Raw genomic sequence first — 12,265 nt, forward strand, 5'->3', positions numbered from 1 at the left:
ATTTATATTCGTTAAGGAATAAGAAGCTATTTATTAAGACCAACATAGAATATACAACCATCTCTGTAGGAGCTGCCGCAGGCTGCGATCTTTTGATTTTAAAAAAACAAGATCAAAGGATCGCAGCCTGCGGCAGCTCCTACAGGGGTCAATTCTGTTTCGGGAATAAAAAAAGGGCCGCTCCCTGCCAAGGAGACGGCCCCGGAAAACGAAAATCCGTTAACGCGCAGTAATCACCGACAGTTTGGTAATCCCTGCCCGCTCAATCGACGCCATGGCCCGCGCCACCTCGCCGTAATTCACACCATTGTCGGCCTGCAACTGCACGCGCACCTCGGGGTCCTTGGCCTTCACCGACTTGAGGTTGAACTCCAGCAAGTCCGGTTGTATCTCGTCCTTGTTGATAAACAGTTTGCCGGCACCGTCGATGCTCACCACCAACGGATCTTTCTGCTCCACCGGCGCCACCGCTTCGGTCTTGGGCAGGTTGATCGGAATTGCGTTGGTCAGCAGCGGCGCGGTGACGATGAACACCACCAGCAACACCAGCATCACATCCACCAGTGGCGTCACGTTGATCTCGCTCAGCACCTCATCAGAGTCTTGCGTGGAGAAAGCCATATCAGGACGCCTCCTTCACTTTCTGCGCATTGTCCTGGGCTGCCACCTTGTGCGCCTTCGGGTGGATCAGCACACGGAACGAACTCTTCTGCGCCAGGCTGTAGAAGTCATGGGCGAAGTCATCCAGGTCCGCCGCCGTCAGTTTCAAACGGCGCAAAAAATAGTTGTACACCAGCACCGCCGGCACCGCGACGGCGATCCCCACACCGGTGGCGACCAGTGCCGCGCCAATCGGTCCGGCAACCGTTTCCAGGCTTGCCGAGCCCGCCGCACTGATGCCTCTCAACGCTTCCATGATTCCCCACACCGTGCCGAACAAACCAATGAACGGCGAGGTACTGCCAATGCTCGCGAGCACCGCCAACCCGGTTTCCAGCGACCGGCGCTCGCGCACGATCTGCTGACGCAAGGCCCGCTCCAGGCGATCCTGATGGTTGATCGCCTGACTCAAATCCGCCGCTTGCGGCGCCTCGCCCACCTGGATGGCCGCATAACCGGCCTGCGCGACACGGGCCGCGGCACCGGGCCGTGTTTCGCTCAGTTCGGCCGCCGAGTCGAGGCTCGACGCAGCCCAGAACTGTTGATGAAACTTTCGATCCTGTGCCTTGAGGCGACCGAACTGCACGCCCTTGAGCAATGCCAGACCCCAGGTCACGACGGAAAAAACCACCAGCAGCCAGATCACCGCGCTTTCGATGGATTCAAGTGGAGATGCCAGTAAAGTCATGGTGTATTCCTCGTATAAACGTTTCGCGCGAATTTGGTTTCGGTTTAATGAATCTTGAAATCGATGGGCACGCTGACCCAGCCGTCCCGGGCGACATCACCTTGCTTGGCCGGCACGAAACTCCAGCGTTTCACCGCGTTCAGCGCGGCCTCGTCGAGTGCATCACGACCGCTGCTTTTCTGGATCTGGATCTCGCCGGGCTTGCCGCTGGCCAGCACGTGCACGCGCAACAACACCGTGCCTTCCCAGCCGCGACGCTGGGCCAGCGACGGGTATTCCGGCACCGGGTTTTTCAAGTAGCCGGCCGTTGCGGAGGCCGGTGTCACAGGCGCGGGCGCCGGCAGTGCAGGTGATGCCGGGGCGGCGACGGGCGTTGCCGGTGTCACAGGCGCGGGTGGTTGCTCAACCGCCTTGGGCGCCGGTTTCGGTATCGGTTTGGCCACCGGTTTAGGCTTGGGAACCGGCTTCGGTGGCGGTGGTTTCACGGCCAGTTCGTCTTCCACGGGCGGAGGCGGCTCAACCACTGGCGGCACGGGTTGTGGTGGCAGTGGTTCGACCACCGGTGGCGCCGGCCGCGAGAACTCGATGGTCATCGGCGGAATTTCCGGCGGCACGATCGGCAGCACTGGGGTCGGTTGCTGATTGACCCAATAAATCACCGCGCCATGCACCAGCAGCGCCAGCACGCCGAGCAGGATCGTTTCCCTTCGGCTCAAAATGCCCTTGGGCGAACGCTGCAAACGCAACTGGCCCAAGGGCACGCGGTGCGGTCGGCCGAGGTCGACCAACTCGCCACCAGGTGCCTGACGCCACAACACTTCATGCGCACTGGCAGCGGTCTGGACATTGCCCATTGCTGACCCCCCCTTCTTAGAAGTCGTATCGACCGGTCACGCCCAGCGTTCGTGGCGTGCCGAGCAGGCCTTCATAACCGCCATTCGCAGCCGTCCACAGCGTCGTGTAGTAGGTTTTGTCGAAAGCGTTTTTCAGCCATAACGAAACGTCCCACTGCCCCTGGTTGAAGTCGCCGCGAAGGCCGGTGGACAGGTTGACCACTGCATAACTCGGGATCTGCCCGAAGTCGGAATCTTCCACCGTGCCCACCGCTTTGGAGCGGAACGCATAGCTGGCAGTGACGTACTCTTCGAAGCCGTTGCTCAGGTTCCACTTGTATTCGCCGTTAGCGTTGCCGATCCATTTCGAAGCGCCCACCACTTGATGCCCGCTGAGGTCGCAGGATGCCGGAGCGCCCGGCGCTAGGCTGACTTCCGGTGGGCAGGGTGCATCTTTGTACGAGAGGTAGCTCACGTCGTTGTACGAGCCATTGATGTTCAGCGTCAGGCCGCGCAACGCAAGCAGGGTGCTTTCGAATTCCACGCCACGGGAGCGCACCGAGCCGGCGTTGGTCAGGAACTGCACGCGGTTGACTTCGTCGAAGGCGTTGGTCTGATAGCCGTTGACCTGGGTCCAGAACACGTTGGCATTCAGTTGCAGGCGACGGTCCCACAGGGTGCTCTTGAAACCGAGTTCGGCGTTGTTGGCGCGCTCGGTGCCAATCAGCAGCGAATCGGCGCCGGCCACCGGCGCGGTGCCGACAGCCAGATTGACCCCGCCGGATTTTTCGCCGTGGGACAACGTGGCGTAGGTGAGCAGGTCGTCGGTGAGGCGGTAGCTGAGGTTCAACAGGCCCGAGGGACTGGAACTGTACTGGTTAAGATCACCGGAATCGAAGCCCCCCGCACGAGCGCGTCGTGCCGCGGCCGCCGCACCGGTGACCGCGGCACCACCGGCCGGCGCATCACGGGTCACCCTGGCGTTTTTCTCTTCATAGGTGCCGCGCAACCCGGCGGTGAAATCCAGGCGCTCGGTCAGGTGCCAGGTGCCTTGGGCGAACAGCGCGAAGCTGTTGGTTTCGATATGACCGTTGCCGACACTGTCGATGTTGTTCAGCGCCCCGTTCGGCGTGCCGTTCCAGATGTCCGCTTGCGGGCCGTAAAAGGTGAAGGATTTGTTGTCCAGGTCGGAACCGAAGTAATAGGCGCCGAGCACGTAATCGAAGAATCCACCGGTAGGCGAGGCCAGGCGAAACTCTTGGGAATACTGCTTATCCTCCACCGAAACGCCGGCGTTGTGGAAGACGGATACGTTCAGGCCATCATCATTGCGTGGGGTGAAATTCCACCAGCGATAGGCGCTGATGGAGGTCAGGGTGAAGTCGCTCGGCAGCGTCCAGTTGGCCTCGACCGACGTGCCGCCCTGGTGCACGGTGACGTGCTGGTCGCTGTTCAGATTGACCTTGCGGTGCGTGCCGTCAACCAGTGTCGCACCCGCCGCATTGGCCCGACGCTGGTAAAGGTTGGTGCCATTGATGGTCGGCCCGGTGCTGAACAACACGCGGGTGCCGGCGCTGGAATCTTCTTCGTTGTAGTCGCCGATCCAGCGCAGGTTGAATGACTCGTTGGGTTTGAACAGCAACTGGCCACGGAAGCCATCGCGGGAGCCGCCGTTCAAATCGTGGCCGTCGAATTCGTTCTTGATATCACCGTCGCTGCGGGTGCGGTACGCAGAAAAGCGTCCGGCCAGTTCGTCATTGAGCGGGCCGGAAATCGTGCCCTTGGTCTGGAAGTATCCGTCCTCGCCGACCGAAGATTCGATGCTGCGCTCCGGGGTAAAAGTCGGCGCACGGGTGCTGATGTTGATCACGCCCGCCGTGGTGTTCTTGCCGAACAAAGTGCCTTGCGGACCGCGCAGCACTTCGAGCTGCTCGATGTCCATCAGGTCGAACACGGCCATGCCCGGCCGACCGAGATAAACATTGTCGATGTACAGCCCGACACTGCCCTCCAGGCCATCGCTGGCCGGGTTGTTGCCCAGGCCTCGAATCGACACGCTGGACTGACGCGCATGCATGTAGGCGACGTTGACGCTGGGCACCAGTTGCTGCAAATCCTGGATGCGATAGACCCGCTGGATTTCCAGGGTCTGGCCGCTGACCACGCTCATGGGCGTCGGCACATCCTGCGCGCTTTCTTCGCGGCGGCGGGTGGTTACGGTCACGGTTTCCAGTTGTGCATTGTCGGCCGTGGCGGTTTTTGCGGGGGTGGTTTCAGGGGTGGTGCTGTCGGCCGCATAGCCTTGGGTCCAACCGGCGCTTCCTGCCAGCAGCAGGGCCAGAGGCAGGCGTTTGAGCCGTTGGGGTGACGACGTTGGGGCGAGGTACAACGGACTCATAAGGCGGGGTTCCCGATCAAAAGAAATGCTTTATTGCTTGCCAGGCCGCCATCGCGAGCAGGCTCGCTCCCACAGGGGATCTCCAGTGTTCACACGGTCAGTGTGGGAGCGGGCTTGCCCGCGAAGGCGTCGGCTCAGACGCCGCCGATATCCGGCCCTTTCACGGTCTGACTGACCTGCCCATTCACACCCACCGGCACTTCTCCCTTGAGCGTCACCCGCCGCACGATCCGGTCTTGAGTCCCGTAGTCATCCACCGCGTAATGCTGAGTGGAGCGGTTGTCCCAGATCGCCACATCGCCAGCCTTCCAGCGCCAGCGCACGATGTTTTCCTGGCGGATCACATGGCTTTGCAGCAGTCCGAACAGATGCGCCGAATCGGCCTGGGAATAGCCCTTGATGCGTTTGACGAAATGCCCCAGCAACAGGCTCTTCTCACCGCTGATCGGGTGCACGCGGACCACCGGGTGTTCGGTTTCGTAGACGGTCGAAGTGAAGATCTTGCGATAGCGCTCCAGTTTCTCGGCCGAGACGTCTGGCCTGGTACCGGCGTAGTCGTATTCGTTGCTGTGCACGGCGACCAGTTTGTCGGCCAGCTCACGCAGCTCCACCGACAACCCGTCGTAGGCGGTGGCAGTGTTGGCCCACAGGGTGTCGCCGCCGAAAGCCGGGGCCACCACCGAGCGCAGGATCGAAGCTTTGGGGTAGGCCTCGACGAAGGTCACGTCAGTGTGCCAGGAGCTGGCTCGCTGGCCCTCGGCACCGTCCAGTTCCAACAGAAAACGCGTGCCCTCGCGCACCGGTACGGTCGGGTGTGCCACCGGCTCGCCGAGCAGGTGGGCGAACGCCTCCTGGCGCTGATCGTCGAGTTGGGTCTGCTCGCGGAAGAAGATCACTTTGTATTGCAGCAGCGCCTGTTGAATGGCTTCAACAGTGGCGGCATCCAGCTCGCCCGAAAGCTGTACGCCACGAATTTCGGCACCGATGCGACCAGCCACCGGGTGGATTTCAAGCGCGTGAACAGCGGGTTGTACTGCGAAAGCGGCATTGCTCATGGGTAGACCCTCATCAGACTGCTTGCGGTTGAACCGGCCGCGAAACACTGCTCTATCTATATTCAATTTAGATCTAATAGATATATACATGCTTCGTTGACGGAATAAGAGGTTGCATTTAAAACCTCAGTCAACCCTCGTCGCAAATGCCTTCGAGCTATTTTTAGGATGCCGGAAAAGCATATGGATCTTCGCCAGTTGCGTTACTTCATCGCCCTCGACGAACACCGCAGTTTCGTGCGCGCGGCCGAGGCCATGGGCATCACCCAGCCCGCCTTCAGCCGCAGCATTCAGGGGCTGGAGCACGAGTTCGGCTGCGTCCTGGTGGACCGCGGCAACAAGGATTTGCGCCCCACCCCCGAAGGCCTGGTGGTGCTGCAACATGCCCGCAGCCTGGTGCAAGGCGCGGCCCTCTTGAATGCCGAAGTGACGCAGATGACCAAGCTCGATGCCGGTGAGCTGCGTTTCGGCTGCGGCCCGGCACCGGCGGTGAAACTGGTGCCGGATGCAGTGGCGCAATTCATCAACGCGCACCCGAAAGTGCGCACCTGTTTCGAGGTGGATAACTGGGAAAAACTCAGCCGCGCCCTGAGCCGTGAAGAGATCGAATTCTTCATCGCCGACATCCGCCATTTCGAGTCCGATCCGAACTTCCAGACCCAGGCTTTGACGCCCAAGCGCGGCGTGTTTTTCTGCCGCCCCGGGCATCCACTGCTGGCCAAGGAGAGCCTGTCGACCAACGACATGTTCGATTACCCGCTGGCGACCACGATGATCCCGCCAGGCATTCGCAAACTGCTGGCGAACCTCAGTGGCCGGGTGGATTTTTCGCCGAGCATCGAGACCGAACATTTCCCGGCGCTGGTGAAAGTGGTGCTGCAATCGAATGCGATTGGTGTGGGCACCGAGGAGGCGTTTATCGAGGACATTGCCCAAGGTTCGCTGGTGCTACTGCATTGGCGCAACTTGCCGCATAACATCGAGAGCATGAATGCGCGATGCGGGATCGTCAGCCGCACGGGGTTTCGGTTGTCACCGGCGGCGCGGGCGATGATCGAGACGTTGGTGGCGGTGGACAGGCAGCAGATGGCCGTTGCTGTTTGAAGATCAAGAGATCGCAGCCTTCGGCAGCTCCTACACTGATCGATGTAGGAGCTGCCGAAGGCTGCGATCTTTTGAGATTTAAAGCCTGGCCGCAGCCAACTCCGGCGCCACCCAGTCACTGACCTTGAACGACTTGCGAATCAGCTTCTGCTGCGAAGCCAGATCCACGGCATCCTGCAACTTGCCAAGGAACACCGGGTCAAGCGTCGACGGGAAAACCTCACTCAGTTTCTGATCCTTCAAATCCTGAGAAAGAATCACCGGTGGATAACTCGCCAGCCCCGACACCAACTGAATGTAGGCGTCCTTGTTGCTGTCCTGGGTCAGCCACTCAACGGCCTGCTGTTGGGCCTTGAGCAGTTTCGCCACCGCCTCCGGATGTGCATCGACAAACTTCCCGGTCCCTATCAGCACCGCCTGCACGCTGCCGGCACCGCCCAGATCCTTGGTATTGAGCGGCAACTCGGCCAGCCCCTTGGCCTGTAACGCCGTGAGCCCGGAACCGCCCCACGAGGCATCGATCTGCTTCGCCGCCAGCGCCGCGACCGCCGCGTTGAAGTCGAGGTTGATGACTTTCACGTCCTTCTCGCTCAACCCCTGGCTGGCCAGCGCCGAATCGAAGGACAACTGGCTGGCGGTGCCACGGAAGATGGCCACGCGTTTGCCCTTGAGGTCCTGCAGGGTCTTGATCCCCGAACCCGGTACCACGCCGAGGTAATGCTTCACCCCGCGCGCAGAGGCACTGAGCAGTCGCGTATCCAGACCATTGGACTTGCCGATGATGGCCGCCAGATCGCCGAGGTAGGCCAGGTCAACCTGACCGTTGGCGAATGCCTCGTTGATCACCGGGCCTGCGCCCTTGAAGAAGCTCCACTGAATCTTGATGCCTTGATCGGCGAAAGCCTTTTCGAAGATCTGCTGATCGCGCAGCACATCCACGACACCGCCGCCACTGTGCTGGGTACCGGCACTCAGGTCCGGCACGGCAATGCGGATTTCCTTGAGTTCGCTAGCGTTGGCCGTGAAGGCCAGCAGACCCGCCAGGGCCGGTGCGGCGAACAGGCTGATGACACGTTTGAAGGGAAGGTTCATGGGTGCGGCTCCTTGGGGCAACGGGCGTTGAGGAGCCGAAAGTAGGCCGAAGTGGAACCAACACTTAAATACTATAAATTCACATTTTTAGACCATTTAGATCTATATCAACACTTCCGGGCCTCTTGCCCGGGTATGCAGGAACGGCATCGAAAATATTCTTCGAATGCATTGGATGCGGGTCGGCGGTGATGCCTTAAATGACCCTTATTATTTCTTAATAGTTTATTTTTATACATTTATAGATCAATAACGAATAACTGTAGGAGCTGGCTTGCCAGCGAATTCAGACAACCCGGTCTATCAGATACACCGCCTTCGCTGGCAAGCCAGCTCCTACAAGAGACCGTGTGTTTTTGATGACGCGTCCATTCCGACAACGGAGGTCACCTCATGACCCGTGTTTCACTTCTCGATCTGCCACTGGCCGCACCTCAGCTTGAAGGTCGACGACTCTGGCCGACGCTGAGCCAGCGGCTCTTGCCCTGGCTTTTGCCCCTCAGCCTGTTTGCATTGTGGTGGCTCGCCAGCCGCCAGCACTGGATGAGCGAGCAGATCCTGCCGGCACCGAGCCTGGTCTGGAACAGCGCGCTGGAATTGTCCCAAGGCGAGTTGTGGAGTCATTTGTGGATCAGCCTGCAACGCTTGTTCTGGGGGCTGCTGGCCGGTATCAGCGCTGGTGCTGTTTTGGGTGCGGCACTGGGTTTCAGTCGTCGACTGGAGCGCCTGGTGTTTCCGACCTTCGCCGGGTTGGCGCAAGTTCCGACCTTGGCCTGGATTCCATTGTTCATGGTGTTTTTCGGCATTGGCGAAGTGCTGAAACTGGTGGTGCTGATCAAGGCCATCGTGGTGCCAGTGACCTTGCATACACTGGTCGGTGTGCGCGATGCACAACCAAAGCTGCGCGAGGCCGCCGCCGTGTTGCGCTTGCCCAGGCATCTGTTGATCCGACGCTTGGTGCTGCCTGCCGCACTGCCGGCATTCATGGCCGGTGTACGCCTCGCGCTGGCTGCCGGTTGGACCTCGCTGCTGGCTGTCGAACTGCTCGCGTCCAGCGAAGGCATCGGTTACCTGATGGTCTGGGCGCGACAGCTGTTCATGCTCGACATCGTCTTCGTGTGCATCGTGGTGATCGGCCTGATCGGCGTGGCGATGGATCGCGGCATCGGTCTGCTGGACAGGAAACTGGTGCACTGGCCGCACCCGGCCACCGCCGAAATCCGTCGCGGGCCGCATTATCAAGGCTGGCAACGTCTGCAACCGTGGCTGCTGCCATTGGTGCTTCTGGCGTTGTGGCAACTGACCTCGGATCAGCAGTGGATTGACGCGAGCATTCTGGTCAGCCCGCTGGCCGTCCTGCAGACAACCCGGGATGGTTTGTTCGACGGCACTTTGATTGGCAGCATGGCCCTGAGCCTGGGCCGAACCCTTGGCGGGTTACTGCTCGGTGGCGGGCTCGGGTTTGCCTTGGGATTACTGCTCGGGCTGTCGCACACCAGTGAACGCGTGCTCGGCCCAACCCTCGCCGCCCTCCGCCAGATCGCCATATTCGCCTGGGTGCCGCTGCTCACCGCGTGGTTCGGTCTGGGGGAACTGGCCAAGTGGGTGTTCGTTGCCCTCGCCGCCTTTTTCCCGCTGTTTATCGCCACCCAACGCAGCGTCGCGCACCTGTCGCCGCAACTGAACGAAGCCGCGCAGGTGTTGCGCCTGGATCTGCGCCAGCGCCTCGGTCGACTGGTGCTACCGGGCGCGGCGCCGGGAATTTTCGCCGGGCTCAGGCTGAGCCTGATCTACGCCTGGCTCGGCACCATCGGCGCCGAATATTTCATGCCGTCCAACGGCGGCATCGGCAGCCAGATGATCGGCGCCCAACAACTGCTGCGCATGGACCTGATCATGGCCGGCATGCTGCTGGTGGGCCTGACCGGTGCCCTGCTCAACCTCATTGGCCAACGCCTGGAAATCCGCGTCACTCGCTGGAGACACGCATGAACGCATCAATTGTCAGCTTCAATCACGTGGGCAAAACCTTCGATGTCGACGGATTCGAACTGGAGGCCATTCGAGAATTCAACCTGGAGATTGCCGAGGGCGAGTTCGTCGCCATCGTCGGTTCCAGCGGTTGCGGCAAATCCACTTTGCTACGGCTGCTGGTGGGCCTCGACACACAATTTCGCGGGCAGATCCGTGTGGACGGCAAAGCCGTCACCGGCATCGGCGGCGAGCGCGGCATCGTCTTTCAGGAACACCGCTTGTTCCCGTGGCTGAGCGTGGCCGACAACATCGGCCTGGGCCTGGTCAACGAGCCATTGAGCTCTGTGCAAAAGCAAAAGCGCATCAGCGATTTCATCGAATTGGTGGGCTTGAGCGACTTCGCTCGCGCCTATCCGCACCAGCTCTCCGGCGGCATGGCGCAGCGCGTGGCCATTGCTCGCGGCCTGGTGGCCAGCCCACGGATTCTGCTGCTGGATGAGCCCTTCGGCGCCCTCGATGCGCTGACCCGCCAACAGATGCAGGACGAACTGCTGGCGATCCGCGCGCGGGCAAAAATCACCACGGTGCTGGTCACCCACGACGTCGAGGAAGCGATCTTCCTCGCCGACCGCGTGGTGGTGATGGAGCCGCGTCCGGGGCGGATCAAGCAAGTGGTCGACGTTGCCCTGCCCCATCCGCGCCAGCGCAGCAGTTTCGACTTCCACCAGCTGCGCGAAGAACTGCTGCACGAACTCACCAGCGACGATCACTACCAGCCCCCCGTGCCGGTGCAGGTCCGCGATCTGCCGCTGTCCTTCATAGCCTACTGAAAAAGGAAATGCTTGATGCCGCAACGTCCCAACTTTCTAGTGATCCTGGCCGATGACCTGGGCTTTTCCGACCTCGGCGCCTTCGGTGGCGAAATCAACACGCCGAACCTCGATGCATTGGCCAACAATGGCCTGCGCCTGACCGATTTTCACACCGCACCAACCTGCTCGCCGACCCGTTCGATGCTGCTCACCGGCACCGATCACCACATCGCCGGCATCGGCACCATGGCCGAAGCGTTGACCCCGGATCTGATCGGTAAACCCGGTTACGAAGGGCACTTGAACGACCGCGTGGTCGCCCTGCCCGAACTGCTGCGCGAGGCCGGCTACCAGACCTTGATGAGCGGCAAATGGCACTTGGGCCTGACCGCAGAGCTGGCGCCCCATGCCCGGGGTTTCGAGCGTTCGTTTTCGCTGTTGCCCGGCGCGGCCAACCACTACGGGTTCGAGCCGACCTACGATGAAACGACGCCACGGCTGCTGAAATCCACGCCGGCGCTGTACATCGAAGACGACACCTTCATTGATGAACTGCCCAAGGATTTCTACTCCTCCGACGCCTTTGGCGACAAGCTGCTGCAATACCTCAAGGAGCGCGACCAGACCCGGCCGTTCTTCGCCTATCTGCCGTTTTCCGCACCACACTGGCCATTGCAGGCGCCGGCCGAGGTGGTGGAGAAATACCATGGGCGCTATGACGCCGGCCCTGAAGTACTGCGCCTCGAGCGCCTGGAAAAACTCAAAAAACTGGGGCTGATCGAGGCCGATGTCGAGCCGCATCCGTTGATCCAGCTGACTGCACAATGGGATGCCCTGAGCGACGAGCAACGACAGATCTCCGCGCGGGCCATGGAGGTTTATGCGGCGATGGTCGAGCGCATGGACTGGAACATCGGGCGTGTCGTTGACTATCTGCGCCAGCAAGGGCAACTGGACAATACGTTCATCCTGTTCATGTCCGATAACGGCGCCGAAGGGGCATTGCTGGAGGCCTTCCCGAAATTCGGCCCGCAGTTGCTGACCTATCTCAACCAGCATTACGACAACAGCCTGGACAACATCGGCCGCGCCAACTCCTACGTCTGGTACGGGCCGAACTGGGCGCAAGTGGCGACCGCGCCATCGCGGCTGTTCAAGGCCTTCACCACCGAAGGCGGGATTCGCGTGCCGGCGCTGGTGCATTACCCGCAACTGCCGCTCAAGGGACAGATCAGCCACGGTTTCGGCACGGTGATGGACATCACGCCGACCATTCTCGACCTCGCCGGTGTGCGCCATCCGGGCAAGCAGTGGCATGGCAAACCCGTTGCGGAAGTTCGCGGCAAGTCGTGGCTGGGGTTTCTGTCGGGCGAGACGGCGCAAGTGCATGACGAGCAGACTGTCACCGGGTGGGAACTGTTCGGTCGGCGAGCGATTCGACAGGGGCAATGGAAGGCGGTGTACATTCCGGGACCGGTGGGGCCGGCGACCTGGCAGCTGTATGACCTGGGTAGTGATCCGGGGGAGATTCATGACCTGGCGTCGAGCCACCCGCACAAGCTTGGTGCCTTGATCGAACATTGGCAGCGGTATGTGGATGAGACTGGGGTGATCCTGAGTGAGTCGCCGTTTCAACCGGATTGATTCAG

The 12,265-nt window shown here is 60.9% G+C and carries 10 protein-coding genes; 4 read left to right on the forward strand and 6 right to left on the reverse strand.

What is annotated here, in order from left to right:
- Positions 1 to 219 precede the first annotated feature (219 nt).
- The 5 genes from AC1DWG_RS13990 to AC1DWG_RS14010 form a co-directional block, all read right to left on the reverse strand.
- Positions 220 to 621 (reverse strand): ExbD/TolR family protein, encoded by a 402-nt coding sequence (locus AC1DWG_RS13990; protein ID WP_477755164.1) that lies wholly within the window; start codon positions 619 to 621, stop codon positions 220 to 222.
- 1 nt (position 622) lies between these two features.
- Positions 623 to 1,348 (reverse strand): MotA/TolQ/ExbB proton channel family protein, encoded by a 726-nt coding sequence (locus tag AC1DWG_RS13995; protein WP_477763744.1) that lies wholly within the window; start codon positions 1,346 to 1,348, stop codon positions 623 to 625.
- Positions 1,349 to 1,392: 44 nt separating this feature from the next.
- Positions 1,393 to 2,202: an energy transducer TonB gene (locus AC1DWG_RS14000; protein ID WP_477787913.1), complete on the reverse strand. Its 810-nt coding sequence runs from the start codon at positions 2,200 to 2,202 to the stop codon at positions 1,393 to 1,395.
- Between the two features lie 16 nt (positions 2,203 to 2,218).
- The gene (locus AC1DWG_RS14005) at positions 2,219 to 4,579 is read right to left on the reverse strand and encodes a TonB-dependent receptor (protein ID WP_477787914.1); all 2,361 of its coding nucleotides are present in this window, start codon (positions 4,577 to 4,579) and stop codon (positions 2,219 to 2,221) included.
- 134 nt (positions 4,580 to 4,713) lie between these two features.
- Positions 4,714 to 5,634, reverse strand: coding sequence for a TauD/TfdA dioxygenase family protein (locus tag AC1DWG_RS14010; protein ID WP_477763741.1), 921 nt, complete (start codon positions 5,632 to 5,634; stop codon positions 4,714 to 4,716).
- A 183-nt stretch (positions 5,635 to 5,817) separates the two neighbouring features.
- Here AC1DWG_RS14010 and AC1DWG_RS14015 point away from each other — a divergent pair, with 183 nt between their 5' ends.
- The gene (locus tag AC1DWG_RS14015) at positions 5,818 to 6,738 is read left to right on the forward strand and encodes a LysR family transcriptional regulator (protein WP_477763740.1); all 921 of its coding nucleotides are present in this window, start codon (positions 5,818 to 5,820) and stop codon (positions 6,736 to 6,738) included.
- A 78-nt stretch (positions 6,739 to 6,816) separates the two neighbouring features.
- On the opposite strand, the gene AC1DWG_RS14020 is transcribed toward AC1DWG_RS14015, so the two are convergent.
- Entirely contained in the window at positions 6,817 to 7,830 is a 1,014-nt protein-coding gene (locus AC1DWG_RS14020) for an ABC transporter substrate-binding protein (RefSeq protein WP_477787915.1), read from the reverse strand.
- 393 nt (positions 7,831 to 8,223) lie between these two features.
- Here AC1DWG_RS14020 and AC1DWG_RS14025 point away from each other — a divergent pair, with 393 nt between their 5' ends.
- The 3 genes from AC1DWG_RS14025 to AC1DWG_RS14035 are packed head-to-tail and all read left to right on the forward strand — an operon-like array spanning position 8,224 to position 12,260.
- Entirely contained in the window at positions 8,224 to 9,822 is a 1,599-nt protein-coding gene (locus AC1DWG_RS14025; RefSeq protein ID WP_477787916.1) for an ABC transporter permease, read from the forward strand.
- Positions 9,819 to 10,634: an ABC transporter ATP-binding protein gene (locus tag AC1DWG_RS14030; RefSeq protein ID WP_477787917.1), complete on the forward strand. Its 816-nt coding sequence runs from the start codon at positions 9,819 to 9,821 to the stop codon at positions 10,632 to 10,634. Before AC1DWG_RS14025 ends, AC1DWG_RS14030 begins: the two co-directional genes overlap by 4 nt.
- A gap of 15 nt (positions 10,635 to 10,649) precedes the next feature.
- Positions 10,650 to 12,260 carry an arylsulfatase gene (locus tag AC1DWG_RS14035; RefSeq protein ID WP_477787918.1) on the forward strand — a complete coding sequence of 537 codons (1,611 nt, stop codon included), beginning with the start codon at positions 10,650 to 10,652 and terminating at the stop codon, positions 12,258 to 12,260.
- Positions 12,261 to 12,265: the final 5 nt, after the last annotated feature.

Source organism: Pseudomonas sp. P4_B3, from assembly GCF_056402295.1.

Bases quoted from the DNA above. Each gene is read 5' to 3' on its own strand.
- AC1DWG_RS14025 (WP_477787916.1), top strand. From the start codon at position 8,224: ATGACCCGTGTTTCACTTCTCGATCTGCCACTGGCCGCACCTCAGCTT.
- AC1DWG_RS14000 (WP_477787913.1), bottom strand. From the start codon at position 2,202: ATGGGCAATGTCCAGACCGCTGCCAGTGCGCATGAAGTGTTGTGGCGT.
- AC1DWG_RS14005 (WP_477787914.1), bottom strand. From the start codon at position 4,579: ATGAGTCCGTTGTACCTCGCCCCAACGTCGTCACCCCAACGGCTCAAA.
- AC1DWG_RS14010 (WP_477763741.1), bottom strand. From the start codon at position 5,634: ATGAGCAATGCCGCTTTCGCAGTACAACCCGCTGTTCACGCGCTTGAA.
- AC1DWG_RS13995 (WP_477763744.1), bottom strand. From the start codon at position 1,348: ATGACTTTACTGGCATCTCCACTTGAATCCATCGAAAGCGCGGTGATC.
- AC1DWG_RS14035 (WP_477787918.1), top strand. From the start codon at position 10,650: ATGCCGCAACGTCCCAACTTTCTAGTGATCCTGGCCGATGACCTGGGC.
- AC1DWG_RS14030 (WP_477787917.1), top strand. From the start codon at position 9,819: ATGAACGCATCAATTGTCAGCTTCAATCACGTGGGCAAAACCTTCGAT.
- AC1DWG_RS13990 (WP_477755164.1), bottom strand. From the start codon at position 621: ATGGCTTTCTCCACGCAAGACTCTGATGAGGTGCTGAGCGAGATCAAC.
- AC1DWG_RS14020 (WP_477787915.1), bottom strand. From the start codon at position 7,830: ATGAACCTTCCCTTCAAACGTGTCATCAGCCTGTTCGCCGCACCGGCC.
- AC1DWG_RS14015 (WP_477763740.1), top strand. From the start codon at position 5,818: ATGGATCTTCGCCAGTTGCGTTACTTCATCGCCCTCGACGAACACCGC.